Origin of the sequence: Sinomicrobium weinanense, from assembly GCF_018863395.1 — a bacterium.
GTDB classification, from domain to species: Bacteria; Bacteroidota; Bacteroidia; order Flavobacteriales; family Flavobacteriaceae; genus Sinomicrobium; species Sinomicrobium weinanense.
Genome location: NZ_JAHKRR010000002.1, coordinates 783316 through 799826 on the forward strand (window position 1 = coordinate 783316; position 16511 = coordinate 799826).

Annotated in this window: 18 protein-coding genes; 10 read left to right on the forward strand and 8 right to left on the reverse strand. The window is 45.0% G+C overall.

Going from position 1 to position 16511, the window contains the following annotated elements; translation table 11 throughout:
* Nucleotides 1-23 precede the first annotated feature (23 nt).
* The 5 genes from KN811_RS08880 to KN811_RS08900 all read right to left on the reverse strand — a co-directional run bounded on the left by KN811_RS08880 (nt 24) and on the right by KN811_RS08900 (nt 5640).
* The gene (locus KN811_RS08880) at nt 24-170 is read right to left on the reverse strand and encodes a hypothetical protein (RefSeq protein WP_187965646.1); all 147 of its coding nucleotides are present in this window, start codon (nt 168-170) and stop codon (nt 24-26) included.
* Nucleotides 167-1840, reverse strand: coding sequence for a sodium-dependent transporter (locus tag KN811_RS08885; RefSeq protein WP_187965647.1), 1674 nt, complete (start codon nt 1838-1840; stop codon nt 167-169). Before KN811_RS08885 ends, KN811_RS08880 begins: the two co-directional genes overlap by 4 nt.
* Before the next feature lie 15 nt (nt 1841-1855).
* Nucleotides 1856-3691: an amino acid carrier protein gene (locus KN811_RS08890; RefSeq protein WP_187965648.1), complete on the reverse strand. Its 1836-nt coding sequence runs from the start codon at nt 3689-3691 to the stop codon at nt 1856-1858.
* 359 nt (nt 3692-4050) lie between these two features.
* On the reverse strand, nt 4051-4269 hold the full coding sequence (locus tag KN811_RS08895) for a PspC domain-containing protein (RefSeq protein ID WP_223129387.1): 219 nt from the start codon (nt 4267-4269) through the stop codon (nt 4051-4053).
* A gap of 93 nt (nt 4270-4362) precedes the next feature.
* Nucleotides 4363-5640 carry a DUF2851 family protein gene (locus KN811_RS08900; RefSeq protein ID WP_187965650.1) on the reverse strand — a complete coding sequence of 426 codons (1278 nt, stop codon included), beginning with the start codon at nt 5638-5640 and terminating at the stop codon, nt 4363-4365.
* A gap of 304 nt (nt 5641-5944) precedes the next feature.
* On the opposite strand from KN811_RS08900, the gene KN811_RS08905 reads away from it, so the two are divergent.
* Genes KN811_RS08905 through creD form a run of 3 tightly spaced genes read left to right on the forward strand, consistent with a single transcriptional unit; the run spans nt 5945 to nt 8281 of the window.
* Nucleotides 5945-6553: a hypothetical protein gene (locus KN811_RS08905; RefSeq protein WP_187965651.1), complete on the forward strand. Its 609-nt coding sequence runs from the start codon at nt 5945-5947 to the stop codon at nt 6551-6553.
* A 3-nt stretch (nt 6554-6556) separates the two neighbouring features.
* Nucleotides 6557-6853: a winged helix-turn-helix domain-containing protein gene (locus tag KN811_RS08910; protein ID WP_187965652.1), complete on the forward strand. Its 297-nt coding sequence runs from the start codon at nt 6557-6559 to the stop codon at nt 6851-6853.
* Nucleotides 6854-6904: 51 nt separating this feature from the next.
* On the forward strand, nt 6905-8281 hold the full coding sequence (creD, locus tag KN811_RS08915; RefSeq protein ID WP_187965653.1) for a cell envelope integrity protein CreD: 1377 nt from the start codon (nt 6905-6907) through the stop codon (nt 8279-8281).
* A 125-nt stretch (nt 8282-8406) separates the two neighbouring features.
* Here creD and KN811_RS08920 read toward each other — a convergent pair whose 3' ends face one another.
* From KN811_RS08920 to KN811_RS08930, 3 genes are all read right to left on the reverse strand, one after another.
* Complete coding sequence (locus KN811_RS08920; protein ID WP_187965654.1) at nt 8407-8721, reverse strand: rhodanese-like domain-containing protein; 315 nt, start codon at nt 8719-8721, stop codon at nt 8407-8409.
* Nucleotides 8722-8938: 217 nt separating this feature from the next.
* A complete protein-coding gene (locus KN811_RS08925) occupies nt 8939-9562 on the reverse strand; it encodes a thioredoxin family protein (RefSeq protein WP_187965655.1) in 624 nt (207 codons plus the stop codon).
* A complete protein-coding gene (locus KN811_RS08930; RefSeq protein WP_187965656.1) occupies nt 9559-10119 on the reverse strand; it encodes a TlpA disulfide reductase family protein in 561 nt (186 codons plus the stop codon). The genes KN811_RS08925 and KN811_RS08930 overlap by 4 nt, the downstream gene beginning before the upstream one ends.
* A gap of 170 nt (nt 10120-10289) precedes the next feature.
* Here KN811_RS08930 and KN811_RS08935 point away from each other — a divergent pair, with 170 nt between their 5' ends.
* From KN811_RS08935 to trpC, 7 genes are all read left to right on the forward strand, one after another.
* Nucleotides 10290-10739 (forward strand): MarR family winged helix-turn-helix transcriptional regulator, encoded by a 450-nt coding sequence (locus tag KN811_RS08935; RefSeq protein ID WP_187965657.1) that lies wholly within the window; start codon nt 10290-10292, stop codon nt 10737-10739.
* A 37-nt stretch (nt 10740-10776) separates the two neighbouring features.
* The gene (locus tag KN811_RS08940; RefSeq protein ID WP_187965658.1) at nt 10777-11409 is read left to right on the forward strand and encodes an NAD(P)H-dependent oxidoreductase; all 633 of its coding nucleotides are present in this window, start codon (nt 10777-10779) and stop codon (nt 11407-11409) included.
* Between the two features lie 106 nt (nt 11410-11515).
* Nucleotides 11516-12094, forward strand: a complete 579-nt coding sequence (locus KN811_RS08945) for a YceI family protein (RefSeq protein ID WP_187965659.1) — start codon at nt 11516-11518, stop codon at nt 12092-12094.
* Between the two features lie 317 nt (nt 12095-12411).
* Complete coding sequence (locus KN811_RS08950; protein ID WP_187965660.1) at nt 12412-13806, forward strand: anthranilate synthase component I family protein; 1395 nt, start codon at nt 12412-12414, stop codon at nt 13804-13806.
* A 28-nt stretch (nt 13807-13834) separates the two neighbouring features.
* A complete protein-coding gene (locus tag KN811_RS08955; RefSeq protein ID WP_187965661.1) occupies nt 13835-14410 on the forward strand; it encodes an anthranilate synthase component II in 576 nt (191 codons plus the stop codon).
* 66 nt (nt 14411-14476) lie between these two features.
* Entirely contained in the window at nt 14477-15469 is a 993-nt protein-coding gene (gene trpD, locus KN811_RS08960) for an anthranilate phosphoribosyltransferase (RefSeq protein ID WP_187965662.1), read from the forward strand.
* A 249-nt stretch (nt 15470-15718) separates the two neighbouring features.
* Nucleotides 15719-16507, forward strand: coding sequence for an indole-3-glycerol phosphate synthase TrpC (gene trpC / locus KN811_RS08965; RefSeq protein ID WP_187965663.1), 789 nt, complete (start codon nt 15719-15721; stop codon nt 16505-16507).
* The last annotated feature ends 4 nt before the right edge of the window (nt 16508-16511 follow it).

Sequence of the window (16511 nt, forward strand, 5' to 3'; positions counted from 1 at the left end):
GGAATATCTTTTAATGGCACGTACTATTCCCGGGCCTCTTCATCATTTTCCGAAAAGGAATCCGGCTCCTGTTTAGGCGGAGTGGTCAGTACCCTGTAAAGGAAATAGCCCGCAATACAGGCTACGATGCCCTGGGCCAGTATCATCATTATCAATGCTGTTGTGTTCATATGCTTGTTACCCTCCCTTCTCTAACTCTTTTCTTATAGGACAAATATATCAATCCCAGTATAAATACCAACAAGACCAGTAATAGCCCCCTGGCCATACTCACCCAGAACAGGGTATCCTGAAGCTGTTGGACCACTGCCGGGTCCGTAGCGGCAGCTATTTGTTCCTTGAGTCCGGCATTGCTGATCGTTTTTATAATGGACGAATTATCCAGCGTCCAGCCATTCCCGGAAAACAGGCTCTTGATATTGCCCGACCAGTCATTGTCTTTGGGTGCAAATACAGTGCCAAGAAAAACCACAATCAGTATTACGGGGGTTACGAATTTTATAATGTATTTATACACTTCCGGAATTTTAATATCCGACCCCATATTGATCTCCTTCCAGCCTTTTTTCAAACCGAACACCCAGGAGAACAATATGGTTTCCATCATGGCAAAGAGCACCAGGCTCACTGTCCCTGCCCAGTAATCATATTCGTTAAAAACCCCGTAATTGAACAGGAACACGGTAGGCAGTCCCATAATAAGGGTGACCAGGCCAAAGCCTATGGCCCCTTTTTTCCGGTTCCAGTTAAACTCGTCCTGCATAAAGCTCACACAGGGCGTTCCCATCGCAAGGGAACTGGTTATCCCTGAAAAGAACAGCAACCCGAACCACATGACTCCTGCAACGGCAGCAAACACAGTACCCCATTGCTGGAAAAGATAGGGCATGGTCTGAAAGGCCATTCCGAAACCTGCGTTTTCCCTGACCCAGTCCATCCCGAGGTATCCGGCAGCAATAGGTATAACAATAGAACTCCCTATCACGACTTCGATAAACTCGTTCATAAAACCTGCTGAAACTGCGTTAAGCGCAATATCATCCTTACTTTTTACATAGGCGGCATAGCAGTGTACGGTCCCCATCCCTACGGAAAGGGTAAAGAATATCTGCCCGGCAGCAGCCATCCACACTTTCAGGTCGAGTATGGATTCGTATTGCGGTGTCCACAGAAAATTCAGTCCGTCCCACGCATTGGCATCAGGGAATATTTCAGAAGCGCCGCTTGTTCCCAGGGTAATTCCTCTTATGGCCAGCACTATACCGAAAAGGATCAGCAAAGGCATTCCGATCTTGGCCACTTTTTCCACACCCTGAAGCCCCTTGGACAGTACATATACATTAATAGACAGGCAGAGAATATAGAAAACAACGGCTTCGAAAGGGATTCCCGTAGTACTGTGCAGTACATCGGTATAGGAAACGAAAAAGTTAGCCACTTCCGTCTGGTCCATCCCATTGAAGGTGCCTCGCAGGGAGTGGAGCACATATGACATGGTCCAGGATTCGATATAGGCGTAATATGCAGCTACGGCTATGTTGGTAAATATTCCGAATACACCTATATATTTGAGTATTCTCCCCTTGGTCATCGTATCGAGGATATAAGGAGTACTGTGGTTACCAAACCTTCCTCCATATCTTCCGGAAGACCATTCTATGAATAGCAGCGGAATTCCCATAAGAAGAAAACATACCAGGTATGGTATAATAAAAGCTCCTCCTCCGTTTTCCACTGCCTGTACCGGGAAGCGCAAAAAGTTCCCCAGTCCAACGGCATTTCCTGCCATGGCAAGAATAAGCCCAATCCTGGATCCCCAGGACTCTTTAGTCTTTGTCATGCTCAACAATAATGTTTAATCCTGCTGCTCACCAGCTCTAACTGTCGCTTTTACCTGTTTTGGCTTCTTAAAAAGCTCATTCGCCCGTAGCTTGCGTATGTATTCTTTCATATCCTTGCGGACTTCACCAGACATAATATACAATCCGATAATATTAGGCAAGGCCATGGCAAGAAGCATCATATCCGAAAATTCGAGTACGGCACCCAAACTGATCGAAGCCCCCAAAACTACGAACATTAAAAATAATATCTTATATACAAGCTCTACCTTTTTACTTTTTCCGAAAAGAAAAGTGGCAGCTCTCATTCCGTAATAAGACCATGAAATAGCTGTTGAGAAAGCAAAGAGGAATATTGCTATGGCCAGTACGTAAGGGAACCATGAAATAACACTTCCGAAGGCCTGGGAAGTCAGTTGCGCTCCGCCGAGCCCTTCTGATTCGTGATAAACCCCCGTAAAGATCAGTACCAAAGCGGTCAGGGTACACACTACTATGGTATCTATAAATGGTTCCAAAAGCCCCACAAACCCTTCAGATACCGGATTCCTGGTTTTCACCGTAGAGTGTGCTATGGCGGCAGACCCGACTCCGGCTTCATTAGAAAACGCCCCTCTTCTAAGGCCTTGTATCATAACACCGACAAGCCCGCCTTTCAGGGCATCGGCGTTGAAGGCACCGTTAAAAATCTCGGTAAAAGCCTCTCCGACATGACTGATATTCAAAAATATGATCAGCAAAGCGGATGCCACATAGATCGAAGCCATCACAGGCACCACCTTACTGGTTACCTTGGCTATACTTTTTATACCACCGATGATCACGGCACCGACCATGATGGCCATGATAACACCAAACCAGAAACCGTTACCTTCCAAAGCTGGGAACTGCCCCTGCATCTGGTCGAAGGCCTGGTTGGACTGGAACATGTTCCCGGCGCCAAAGGAAGCACCAATACACAACACTGCAAAGACTACGGCCAGGACTTTACCGAATTTTTCCATGCCACGGACCTTCAGTCCTTTTACCAGGTAGCTCATAGGCCCTCCAAAAACCCTTCCGTCTTCTGTTACCTCCCGGTACTTCACTCCAAGAGAACATTCCACGAATTTGGAAGACATGCCCACGAATCCTGCGAGCATCATCCAAAAGGTAGCTCCGGGGCCTCCCAGGGATATAGCTATGGCCACCCCCGCGATATTTCCCAATCCCACAGTACCGGAAACGGCCGTCGCCAACGCCTGGAAATGGGTTACCTGCCCGGGAGCATCGTGTTGGTCGTATTTTCCCCTGGCGAGCTGCAAGGAATGCCTGAAGCCTCTCAGGTTTATGAATCCCATACGAAATGTAAAGAATATTCCCCCGATAACAAGCCATATTACAATAAAAGGTACAGCTGCCGTCATAGGATCACCATTGGGGTGCAAAAGCATCTCACCATTGTCATCATAAATCACAGGATCGTATATACCCACCGCTGCAAAAGGGTCCCAAAACAAAACGGAACCAATTGCATCTACTATAGGTTGCGTGGTTCCGTTGAAAATTTCTGTGATGGACTTTGCCGGGATCTTGTATTCCTTAGTGACTGATAGTCCGGCAGCATCTGTGACCGTGACCTCGTATGGGATCCCTTCCGTAAGTCCGGAGGCCTTGTTCGACGCGAGGGGGGTGTCCTGGTCACTCCATTTATATGTATACGGTTCCTGCCCCCCTTCCACCTGTAATACGATCTGTCCGTCATTGATCACTTTTGATGGATTCTCCAGGGTTTCCCGTATTGCTAATTCCTGTGAAAATACTGTAAAAGAAGTTAGTGTTAGAAAAATAGAGAGAAATTTATTTCTCATAAAATTCATATGTTTTAAAGATTAGTTTAGATTTAGTTTTATTGTCCGGAGCCGCAACATACTTGCATCGGGCCCAAGGTCTCAGGTTTAACAAAAGAAGGGGGCAATATCCAAAAAAAAAGGGTCTAAATCAAATTTTGACCCTGATTTCGTTATTTAATCATCAAAAAAAGTTAAAAAAAATATTAAAAATGCTTTTTAAAAACATCGTAGAATAATGAAGTGACTTAAACGCTTTTCGTGGGCATTTCTAAAAAAACAGGCTCCTTAAAACAAAGGCCTATAATTATGTACTTATAGAGATTTATGGTAACTTATAGTGATTTTTTGTAGTAAGCTGCAAACCACCTTTATTTTATTTAAAGGTCAAAAACGGAAGTTCTCTTGGTATAGACCATGTCTTTCAGTTTAAGTACAAAAGCCAGGGTAAGATAAACGCCAAACCATACACCAAAAGTGGCAAAAGACACATATATAAAGAACAACCGTACGTTTTTGGCTTTCATCCCGAGCCTGTCGGCAAGACGGGAAGATACGGCAAAACCGTGCTTTTCAAAAAAATACCGGATGTTGTTCAATACTTTCACGGGGATAAAAATAAAGATAATGTGTCAATTGTCCTATGAGATCATTTGATAATTGATGCATTGGCTTCTTAACTCATTGGCACATTAATTTTTAAGAAGATGATGCCCTATAACGCATTCCAGGCATCTGTTTTTGGAACAATAGGTATTGTACAATTGCAGCAGGGCCTGGCTTTCTCCGGCATTTCGGGCTTTTATTCCCGTTGTGGCAAAACGGTCTGTTACCCTGTTCTTTTCCGGCTTCAGGCTTTCCATGATCTCTAGTATGGCGGCATTCGCATCCCGGCCGGTATGACGGGCATAGCAAAATTTCAGAGGGATCACCGTATTGATCATCAGCAGGTCTATAAAGTTCCCGCTAAGGTTTTTCGAACGTTTCTTTCCGGATACCTTACCAAAAACATAGTGGCGGTCCCAGTAAGCAGAAGCCGTACTGTCAAACAGGTCGTAAAATTCACGGATATGGCCTGCTTCCATCGCCGCAGCAAACAGCTTCCCCTGATTAACGTAAAGGTTGGCAAGCTGCGACAACCGCAAAGTAGGAAAGTTGGCCGGACGCAGCTTGTGGAACAAAGGACGGATCACACCCGCTCCGGACAATTGATACTTTTTCTTTAAATAGATATATTCGCTGTGCAATTCCCCGGTATACGAATCCGGGACTTCTGTATTTTCCAGCAACCCGGCCTGGCCAAACAACAGGGCTTCGAGCTGAAGCAGGTCGCTCCGTACTTTTCTTACCGTATTGTAACTTATGGAATCGGCTATGCTCCTGAAAGACTCCCCATTGACTTTTAACCCGAAATTTTTTGTCAGATTTTTAAAGAATACGGCTTCCCAATCGTTCCGGGAACTTTCCAGATCTTGAAGAACAGCCAGGGACTTTTGTTCCAGTCTTTCGAAAAACAACCGTTCGAGGTAATTATCCCGCAAAAACGGGTCTACCTTCCCGATCTCCTTCTCACAATTTATAAAATCATAACTCCCTTTCAGCAAGCTGGTATAATTGCGCCAAACCCCTTCAGGGACTACCGCTTTCAGTTCCAGTGCCGGAATAGCGGAATTGTCTTTCCGGAAAACGGGCATATCGTCTTCCCAAACCACATGAAGCACCACATTGTCATAGGCCATATCCTTTTCGTGATGATGTACATACCAGTCTGAAGACTTCAGATGGATCTCCACATTGCCCGCCCATAATTGTCCGCCTATCCGGAGTTTAGCGTTAAAGAAATCGGGACCGGAGCTGCCATTGTGCTGTCCCGTGGCTATCACCTCTACCTTCTCCCGTGAAGAGGTGTATAGCTCTTCCCTGTGGAATTTTTGAAATTTCCACAGGTAGTGCAAAAAGTCTTCCTTCATACCTTAAGTAAATACTGATTTATAAAGATCACGAACCAGGCAGCGTAGTTTAATTTGTTCGTAATCAGGTATAAATGTAAAGAATAAGGAAGGATTATACAAAAAATGGATTGACAGGAGATCGAATAAAGGTTAATGAAGATTGAATGCGGAATTTATTTTACCGCAAGTACATAAGGAGCAGCATAGGAATTAAAGGCATAGCCCATAACTCCAGGTGTTTTACGACCTACCCTATAAATCCGTAAAAAAAGTTGTGTATTAAGAATTAAAAATTAACTTTGTATTTCAAAGTACTTTAAAAATGGACTCGAAAAAATACCTGGAGGACCTCAGTGAAATAAAGGACCTGATGCAAAAGTCCTCCCGCTGTATATCCCTTAGTGGCCTGTCTGGTATACTCGCGGGGGTTTACGCCCTGATCGGGGCTGCAGTTGCCTATATACTGGTCACCAATTCCGGGAGCCCATACCTTATTCTCGACGGATATATTTTCCGGCTCGTACTCCTCGACCTGTTCCTTGTTGCGTTTCTCAGCATTGCTACCGCCATTTTTCTAAGCACCCGCAAAGCCCGGAAAAACGGAGAGAAAATCTGGGATACCTCCTCACGGCGACTCGTAATCAATTTTCTGATCCCGCTCGTGGCCGGGGGGCTTTATATTCTCATCATACTCGATCAGCAGAAATACGGGCAAACAGGGGCACTGATGCTTATATTTTACGGACTGGCCCTGGTCAATGCCTCCAAATACAGTTTAGGCGACATCCGGTACCTGGGCTATACGGAGATCCTGCTAGGGCTTATCGCTGCACTGTTTCCCGGTTACGGGTTCTGGTTATGGGTCATCGGGTTCGGTATTATGCACATCGTTTACGGGGCTTTCATGTATTTTAAATACGACAGGATATAGGTTTTGGGGATTATAAATAACATAAACAAGGCATTTGATCACCGTGTCCGACTGGGCATTATGTCTGTATTGATGGTCAATGAATATGCAGATTTCAAAATGCTGAAAGAACTGCTCGACATTACCGACGGCAACCTCGCCAGCCATGCCAAAGCCCTGGAGCAGGCCGGATATATTGTCGTCGAAAAAAGATTTATCGGCAAAAAGCCCAACACCCGCTACAAAGTCACCTCACCCGGAAGAAAAGCCTTTAAGGAACACCTCAGCGCCCTGGAACACCTCATAAACAGGAGCGAATAATTTTTTTATTCATTTACTTTGAAATTCAAAGTACTTTAAAAACAAAACAACATGGAAAATACTCAGAAAAACACCGGCAAAATCGGCCACTGGCTTAAAAACTCAATTACAGCAAGAATGTTTATGATCGCTTTTTTGATCCTCGTTCTGCTCATTCCGCTTTCCTATATCCAGGACCTGATAAGCGAACGTTCGAAACGCAAAGAAGGGGTTGTAAAAGAAATCAGCGAAAAATGGGGCGGAGAGGTGCTGTTTTACGGACCTGTCCTGAAAGTGCCATACAAAACATTCCAGGAGAAAACGGTAACAGACCAGAATACGAAAAAAGTCTATACCGAAATCACTGAAAGCATTAACTATGCATATTTCTTTCCGGAAAACCTCGCCATAGACACCAGGATAGACCCGGAAGAAAAATATTACGGCATCTATAAAACCTCTGTCTTTGAAAGTAAAATGGATATTTCGGGAGTCTTTACAAAGCCGGACTTCAGCGAGCAGGAGATCAGTGATGAGCATATACTGTGGGACAAGGCAAAAATCATCATCCGGACCTCGAACCTCAAAGGTGTTAATAACAAGCTACAAATAAACTTCAACGAAAACCATTACAATTTCGAGTCGAAGTACAGCGTAAAAGCAGGCCATGGCAACAGTTACACTCCCCTTCATACCGTGGAAAGCTCAGTGCTGCTGAAGGAAGACCTTCCGTTAAAATCCGGTACAGATTTCCACCTGTCCCTTCACATAAAGGGGAGCCAGCAGATAAGTTTCGTTCCCGTTGGAAAGGAAACCACGGCAAAGATCTCCTCTCACTGGAAAACCGCCAATTTCTTCGGGGAATTTCTGCCGTATAACGAAAATAAGATCCACAAGGACGGCTTTGATGCAAGGTGGAAGGTTCTGGATATTAACAGGCCATTTTCTCAACAACATTTTAACCAGCTACCTGATCTCAATGAATTTGCTTTCGGAGTAAACTTTATGATCCCTGTGGATGAGTATCAGAAAAGCGACCGTTCTGCAAAATACGGTTTCCTGGTGATCAGTCTCACTTTTCTTATCTTCTTTCTTATACAGACTATGAGCAAAATAGGCATCCACCCGTTCCAGTATCTTATGATCGGCCTTGCGCTGACCATGTTCTATACCCTGCTGCTATCGATATCCGAACACAGCAATTTCTTCAGGGCCTACCTGGTGGCCGGGAGCTCAGTGGTTGCACTGATTACGGTCTACTCTCACTCCATATTAAAGACCCGGAAATTTTCTGCCTTCATATTCCTTTCTCTAACCGTACTCTATTCCTTTATATATGTTATCATCCAACTGGAAAACTATGCGCTTTTGGTAGGAAGTATAGGCCTGTTCCTTATCCTGGCCACCGTGATGTTCATATCCAGAAAGGTGGATTGGGGCCACAGTTAAGCCTGTGGAAAGTGGTGGGTATTCAGTATTCGGTGACCTGAGGTCGGACCACGGCCCTGCCAATGACCGGCAAACCGGCAGGCAGTTTCGCTCAACAACACCGAATACTGATCACCGAATACCGGTTATTCCTCCACAGTCTCCCCTTCCCATTCCATAATACCTCCCAGCAGGTTATGTGCTTCTTCAAACCCAAGCTGGTTCATAATATTACAGGCCTGTGCACTTCTGGCACCGGAACGGCAATACACATAATAGGTTTTTGACTTGTCCAGCTTTTCCAGTTCGTCTATGAACCCCTGTCCCTGCCGGATGTCGATATTTATTGCGTTGGGAATATAGCCTTCTTCATACTCTTCTTCCGTACGGACATCCAGGATCACTGCATTGTTGTCGCTTTCCAGCTGTTCCGCCCATTCCTCTTGAATCAAATCTGCCATAATTTTATTTTGTTATGCTTGTATAAAAATACACAAACTATTAATACTCAAAAGTCTGTATAGACTTATTATCCTGTTTTAGTTATCAAATGCCCATTACGGACTTTCAAAATTACACAAAACTAAAAAATCCGGAGCCGTTAAGCCCGGATTATTTATTGAATTGTTACGTTTATATCGGTGTTTTTACGCCAAACTGTATTATACTTTTTCCGTTTTATATTTTAATCCTGCAACCTATGGCCTTGGTGGTATTGATTCTTATTTCCTTTCCACGGAGCATGGCATTCACCGCATCTTCCACATAACGGGTTTCCACAGAGGCTTCGTCCTGGTAATTATCGTCTATGGCCCCTATATATTTCACCTCATTGCCCGCTTTCGTTTTTTCCAGGAGAAAGACATGGGGTGTTCTGGCCGCCCCGTATTTCGGGAATATTTTTTGTCCGTCATCCAGCAGGTAAGGGAAAGTAAACCCTTTTTCCTCCGCACGCACTTTCATGGCCTCAAAACCGTCTTTAGGAGATTTTTCCGGATTGTTGGGGTTTATAGCTATTACCGGAACCCCTTGTTTCTTGTATTTCTGGTCCAGAGCTATGATCCTGTCTTCATAAGCCTGTGCATAAGGGCAGGTATTACAGGTAAATATTACAAGGTATCCCCTGGCCTCCTTATAATCTGACAGAGACACCATTCTGCCGTCTACATTCTTCAGACTGAAATCCGTAGCCAGATCTCCTATCTCATATCCGTCGTCATACCCCGGCTCCCGGTCTTTAGCCGAAAGTGAGCTCATTGTGGCAACAATGGCCAGGAGTAATAAGGTTTTCATTGTTTTCATCGGTTGTCATTTAAAGTATTCAGGTTGTTTTCCAGCTCTTCGTATGTCATGGACGACTCGTAAAAGGCCCGGTTTTCCTTGTTGTATATCAGGGTGGCCGGTATGGCGCCGGACCATTCTGTATTCACCTTGGGGATCCAGTCGTTCTGTTTGGGGTCGTTCAGTACCACGACCTTGGATCTCAGTTTCTTTTCCCGGAGAAAAGGAAGCAACTTCTTTTCCAGCATCCCGGGCATATCCAGGCTCACCAGTATCACCTCCACTCCTTTATCATTATATTCTTTTTGAAGTCTTTCAAAATAAGGCAATTCCGCAACACAAGGCCTGCACCAGGTGGCCCAGAAATTAATCACATAGGTCTTATTATCCTTTATATATAAAAAACGTTCAAAACCTGCAAAATCGTATACATCCACCTTTATACTGTCGTTAGACACTATGTACTTGGGAGGAAAATCCGCCAGGCTCGTTTCCCCCGCTGCGGCTTTATCCTTCCCCGGATCTGTCTTGCAGAATGTTAAAATTACAAAAAATACACTAGTAACCAGTAGTTTCATGTGCTTGTTTTTTAAGACATTAATCCCGTTCATACAGATAAAAATATAAACTCTTCCGTTCCATCCAGATCTTTTAACAAAAATTTATCAGATAAATATTTGGGCGGAATGAAAAACTTATTATACATTTGTATGTACAAATATTGTACAGACAGATATTGTATAGACAAATGAGAATCGAAGATATTATCAAAACGGAAAAAATGCACAGTCACTCCAGGACTATTATAAACCTGATGTATACCGCAAATGAAATAAGCAGCAAAACTTCCGAAGCGATAAAACCATACGATATTTCCCTGCCCCAGTTCAATGTATTGCGTATCCTGAAGGGACAGAAAGGGAACCCCGCAAACCTGCAGACCATACAGGAACGCATGGTCGCGAGGACGAGCAACACCACCCGGATCGTGGACAAGCTGATAGATAAAGGACTGGTAAAGCGGATCCAATGCCCTCAAAACAGGCGAAAAGTGGAAATATTCATCACGGAAAGCGGTCTGGAACTGGTAGACAAAGTCAGTGTGGCCGTAACCCGTATTGAAAAACAGATCATAAAAGACCTGAGTGAAAAAGAACTGGAAACATTCAATCACACCCTCGATACCCTGAGAAGTTAATAACAAATAAAAATAAACCTTAATAACTAAAACAAAAATGAGTACGATAATCGAATCCCTCAACTGGAGGTATGCAACCAAAAAGTTCGACCCCAGTAAGAAAGTATCTGCGGAAGACCTGGCCACACTAAAAGAAGCCATACGTTTATCTGCATCATCTTATGGCCTACAACCCTATGAAGTGCTGGTCATCGAAGACCCGGAGATCCGCAAACAGCTGAAGGAAGTCTCCTGGGGGCAGCCACAGATCACAGATGCCTCACACCTCATTGTCTTTGCCAATAAGACCAATGTTACTGCAAAAGACACCGAGACTTATATGAATAACATCAGCAAGACGAGAAATATCCCGGTGGAAAGCCTGTCCGGTTTCAACGACATGATAAACAATACGGTGGTCACCCTGCCAGAGGACGTAAAAAACACCTGGACTGCCAAACAGACCTACCTTGCACTGGGAAGCCTGCTGGCAACCGCGGCCGAACTCCGTATCGATGCCTGCCCAATGGAGGGTTTTGACGCCGAAGGTTACAATAAAATACTCGGATTGGACAAAAAAGGGCTCAACGCTGCGGTCATTGCCACGATCGGATACCGCTCCGAGGAGGATGATACCCAGCACTATGCCAAGGTAAGACGTACAGCCGAAGAATTATTTACCACTTTATAAAATAAAAAACAGCAGAGGTTGAACAGAAATCATCTATTTTTGAAGCTATTCAAACCTGTACAGATAACAAAAAAACATAAACATCAAATTTAACATTGAGAATAACATGAAAAACAAATTTGCAAAAGCAGTCCTGGCCCTGGTGGTCGCATTCAGCGCCACCGCATTTACTTCCGTAGAGAAGGAAGAGAAAGAAGTAGACGTTAAAACCAGCAAAGTCACCTGGAAAGGGTATAAAGTTACCGGATCTCATGAAGGTACTGTAAACCTCCAAAAAGGTACACTTACCTTCGAAGGCGATAAATTAGCAGGAGGTGAGTTTGTCGTAGACATGGCCTCCCTGACCAGCACCGACCTGGAAGGAGAATACCAGGGTAAACTGAACGGTCACCTGAAATCTGACGACTTTTTCGGTGTGGAGGCACATCCTACCTCCAAATTGGTATTTACCGAAGTAAAATCCACGGGAAAAAATGCCTATGAAGTTACCGGTGACCTTACCATAAAAGGAAAAACACATCCCGTTACTTTTGAACTTTCCGTTTATGGCAACAAAGCCACCGGAGCTGTTAAAGTGGACAGGACTAAATATGATATTAAATACAAATCCGGGAATTTCTTCGAAAACCTGGGAGATAATATCATCTACGACGAATTCGATCTCGTAGTAGATCTGAATTTCTAAGTAAGGATCGGGAAAAAATAGCTATAAGAAAGAAATGAGGCTCCTTTTGACAAAAAAGGGGCCTTTTTTAATGAAGGGCTAAAAAAATGTTATAAATTCCATTTACAGCTTGCAGGTTTCATTTTCCTTTCTATATTTGTATCTCGAAAATCAACGCGAAATGCAACTTATTTTAAATATTGCCTGGTGGTGGAATAACTTACGTCAAAAGTCGTGAGCTAGGGCACTATTAGGTTTTTTTAAAGTAAAAAAATATACAGGGCTTGTCATCACGACAAGCCTTTTTTTGTTTTTAAGACTTTTTAATTTTATGTATAATGATTCACCTGACCACAAACTACAAGCAGATCCTCGCGGATACCATAACCCCGGTAAGCGTATACCTCAAACTACGCGACAGGTATCCCAACAGCCTGTTACTGGAAGGTAGCGATTACCATGCCAGCGACAACAGTTTTTCTTATATATGCTGCAATCCCATAGCCAGCATTGAGATCAAAGACGAAACCATCACGGAGTCCTATCCCGACGGCAATACGAAAAAAACCGCGATCGACCGGGAAACCAACGTACCCGGGGCCATTCATCAGTTTGCTGGCACTTTCAAATCGAAAGACAACGGGTTCAAATTTATCAACAAGGGGTTATTCGGTTACATTGCCTACGACGGGGTTCGTTATTTCGAAGATATTGAGATCACCCCGAAAGAAGGCTCCCTGGATATCCCCGATATCTATTACGCGGTTTATCAGAATATCATCGCCATAAATCACTTTAAGAACGAAGCCTATATCTTCTGTCACAGTGTAGACGGCACCAACAACATTCCCGAAATAGAACAACTGCTGCAATCCAAAAACTTTGCCACTTACAACTTTACAAAAACAGGCGATCCGGTTTCCAACCTCACGGATGAAGAATACAAGCAAAACGTGGATTTTGCCAAGAAACATTGTCACAGGGGCGATGTGTTCCAGCTCGTATTGTCCAAAAGGTTCTCTCAGAAATTCAAGGGCGATGAATTTAATGTATACCGTGCCCTGAGGAGCATTAATCCCTCCCCTTACCTGTTCTTCTTTGACTATGGCAACTTTAAGATATTCGGTTCTTCGCCCGAAGCCCAACTGGTCATAAAAAACAGGAAAGCCGAGATCCATCCCATCGCAGGCACCTTCCGGCGTACAGGGAACGACGAGCAGGATACCATCCTGGCCAGGCAGCTTGCCGAAGACGCCAAAGAAAATGCCGAGCACGTGATGCTGGTAGATCTTGCCCGTAACGACCTCAGCCGCCACGGACATGAGGTAAAAGTAGAAACCTACCGGGAAGTGCAGTTCTTTTCGCATGTTATTCACCTGGTCTCCAAGGTCACGGGAAAACTGCACGACCACGCCTCTACCATGCAGGTTGTGGCCGACACCTTCCCTGCCGGAACCCTGAGCGGCGCCCCGAAACACATGGCCATGCAACTCATAGACAAATACGAGAACTGCAATCGCGATTTCTATGGCGGGGCTATTGGCTTTATGGATTTCGACGGAAATTACAATCACGCCATCATGATACGTACCTTTCTGAGCAAGAACCACCAACTGCATTATCAGGCCGGAGCGGGACTGGTATCCGAATCTAATCCGGAAAGTGAACTCCAGGAAGTGTACAACAAACTCGGGGCATTGAACAAAGCCCTAGACCTGGCTGAAAGTATATAAAGACAACACAAATCAGAAACCGGAATCGATGAAAACGAAAAAAATACTGGTCATAGACAATTACGATAGCTTTACGTACAACCTTGTACATTATCTGGAAGACCTCGGGTGTGAAGTCACCGTAAAGCGCAACGACCAACTCGAACTGGAAGAAGCAGCTCCTTTTGACAAGATACTGCTCTCCCCCGGCCCCGGCATCCCGGACGAAGCCGGACTTTTAAAAGCCATTATCAAAAAATATGCCCCCACCAAAAGCATACTGGGTGTTTGCCTGGGTCAGCAGGCCATAGGCGAAGTCTTCGGCGGCAGGATCACCAACCTGAACAAGGTATATCACGGGGTAGCCACCAAAGTAAAGATCACCGTAGATGACGAACCCCTTTTTAACGGATTGGACAAAGAGATCGAAGTAGGCCGGTACCACTCCTGGGTGGTCGACCCCGAACTACCCGAGGTCCTGGAAGCCACTTCATTCGATGAAACAGGCCAGGTCATGTCCCTTCGCCACAAAGAATATGACGTAAAAGGCGTACAATATCACCCGGAGTCAGTGCTTACTCCGGACGGAAAGAAGATATTAGAAAACTGGATCGATACCCCGTAAAGACGCACGGCTGTGCATCTCTATCCGGAAAGCCTTTAGAATAAAAAAGATTTAAAATACCACAAAATGAAAGCAATACTCAACAGGCTCATCAACCACGAAACCATCTCCAAGGAAGAGGCCAGGAACGTACTGGTCAATATTTCCCGGGGAGCATATAACACCAGTCAGATTGCTGCCTTCCTTACTGTTTATATGATGCGAAGCATCACGGTGGAAGAACTGGAAGGCTTCCGCGACGCCCTCCTGGAACTCTGTGTCGCCGTAGACCTCGACGGATATGAGGCCATAGACCTCTGCGGTACCGGGGGCGACGGCAAGGATACTTTCAATATTTCCACCCTGGCATCTTTTATAACTGCAGGGGCCGGAATTCCCGTGGCTAAACACGGAAATTACGGGGTTTCGTCTAAATGCGGTTCCAGCAATGTCATGGAATTTCTCGGCATTAAATTTTCTAACGATATGGATTTCATCAAACGCGCTATGGACGAAGCCCGTATCTGTGTTCTCCATGCCCCCCTGTTCCACCCTGCCATGAAAAACGTAGGGCCCATTCGTAAAGAGCTCGCCGTAAAGACCTTTTTCAACATGCTGGGGCCCATGGTAAACCCGGCATTTCCCAAAAACCAGATGGTAGGCGTTTTTAACCTGGAACTCGCCCGGATGTACGGGTACCTCTATCAGAACACCGATAAAAACTATACCATTCTCCATGCCCTGGACGGCTACGACGAACTGTCCCTCACCGGGCCCGCCAAGGCCATCCGAAACCAGGTAGAACAGATGCTGACACCAGCAGATTTTGGCCTTGAATCCTTAAAGTCACAAGACATCAAAGGCGGAGATACCATAGAGGATTCGGCAACCATATTTATGAATGTACTCCAGGGAAAAGGCACCGAAGCCCAGAACAACGTGGTCTGCGCCAATGCCGGAATGGCCATAGCCACCGTAAAAGACCTGCAACCGAAGGAAGGTTTTGAAATAGCGAAAGAAAGCCTGTTTTCGGGCAAGGCTCTGGAAACGTTGAAGAAATTGCAGGAGATCAGCAGATAGAGTAATCTTGAGACAGATGACCGGTGACGGATGACGGATGACAGATGACAGATGACAGATGACAGATGACAGATGACAGATGAAAATAAAACCAACACACTAAAAACTCAAAATTATGAAAGCAAAATTCAAATCAGCCATCCGTCATCCACCATCTGTCAACAATACAATCTAAATCTATACATCACCCTTTACCGGGCCAACAAACACATATCAACAAAAAATCTAACATCTAAAATCTAACATCTCATGTCTAACATATTAGACAAAATAATAACAGATAAACGCAGGGAAGTAGCGCTCAAAAAAAATATCATTCCCGTTTCACAACTGGAATCCTTCGCTTTGTTCAACCGGAAAACGGTTTCCCTGGCCAAAAACCTGAGCAACAGCCATACCGGAATCATCGCGGAACACAAAAGGCGCTCCCCTTCCCGCTCGGTCATTAACCAGGGTCTGAATGTGGCCGATATAGCACTGGGATATGAAAAAGCCGGGGTGTCCGGTATGTCGGTACTTACGGACGGGAAGTATTTCGGTGGTTCACTGGACGACCTGTTGCTCGCCAGGAGCGTTACCGGAATACCTCTCCTGCGCAAGGAGTTTATTATAGACGAATACCAGCTCCTGGAAGCCAGGGCCCACGGTGCAGACGTCATTCTGCTGATCGCGGCGGTCCTCTCGAGAGAAGAAATAAAATCCCTGTCAGAATTTGCCAAAAGCCTGTCCCTCGATGTACTTTTGGAGATCCATAACGAAGAAGAACTCCACAGATCGGTGATGCCGAGCCTGGACATGCTGGGGGTGAACAACCGCAACCTGAAAACCTTTGAAGTAAGCATCGATACCAGCAAACAACTGGCAGAGATCATCCCCGATGATTTTGTAAAAGTATCGGAAAGCGGTATCAGTAATACCGAAGTGATCAGGGACCTACGCCAATACGGGTACAAAGGCTTCCTGGTGGGCGAAAATTTTATGAAAACCGAAGACCCGGGCCAAAGCGCCTCGGCCTTCATCAAAAAACTGGAAGAATAAATGT

Coding starts and splice junctions, on each gene's coding strand:
- KN811_RS08950 (WP_187965660.1), top strand. CDS start 12,412: ATGATTCACCTGACCACAAACTACAAGCAGATCCTCGCGGATACCATA.
- KN811_RS08930 (WP_187965656.1), bottom strand. CDS start 10,119: ATGAAACTACTGGTTACTAGTGTATTTTTTGTAATTTTAACATTCTGC.
- KN811_RS08935 (WP_187965657.1), top strand. CDS start 10,290: ATGAGAATCGAAGATATTATCAAAACGGAAAAAATGCACAGTCACTCC.
- trpD (WP_187965662.1), top strand. CDS start 14,477: ATGAAAGCAATACTCAACAGGCTCATCAACCACGAAACCATCTCCAAG.
- KN811_RS08925 (WP_187965655.1), bottom strand. CDS start 9,562: ATGAAAACAATGAAAACCTTATTACTCCTGGCCATTGTTGCCACAATG.
- KN811_RS08880 (WP_187965646.1), bottom strand. CDS start 170: ATGAACACAACAGCATTGATAATGATGATACTGGCCCAGGGCATCGTA.
- KN811_RS08905 (WP_187965651.1), top strand. CDS start 5,945: ATGGACTCGAAAAAATACCTGGAGGACCTCAGTGAAATAAAGGACCTG.
- KN811_RS08885 (WP_187965647.1), bottom strand. CDS start 1,840: ATGACAAAGACTAAAGAGTCCTGGGGATCCAGGATTGGGCTTATTCTT.
- trpC (WP_187965663.1), top strand. CDS start 15,719: ATGTCTAACATATTAGACAAAATAATAACAGATAAACGCAGGGAAGTA.
- KN811_RS08900 (WP_187965650.1), bottom strand. CDS start 5,640: ATGAAGGAAGACTTTTTGCACTACCTGTGGAAATTTCAAAAATTCCAC.
- creD (WP_187965653.1), top strand. CDS start 6,905: ATGGAAAATACTCAGAAAAACACCGGCAAAATCGGCCACTGGCTTAAA.
- KN811_RS08940 (WP_187965658.1), top strand. CDS start 10,777: ATGAGTACGATAATCGAATCCCTCAACTGGAGGTATGCAACCAAAAAG.
- KN811_RS08945 (WP_187965659.1), top strand. CDS start 11,516: ATGAAAAACAAATTTGCAAAAGCAGTCCTGGCCCTGGTGGTCGCATTC.
- KN811_RS08955 (WP_187965661.1), top strand. CDS start 13,835: ATGAAAACGAAAAAAATACTGGTCATAGACAATTACGATAGCTTTACG.
- KN811_RS08890 (WP_187965648.1), bottom strand. CDS start 3,691: ATGAGAAATAAATTTCTCTCTATTTTTCTAACACTAACTTCTTTTACA.
- KN811_RS08920 (WP_187965654.1), bottom strand. CDS start 8,721: ATGGCAGATTTGATTCAAGAGGAATGGGCGGAACAGCTGGAAAGCGAC.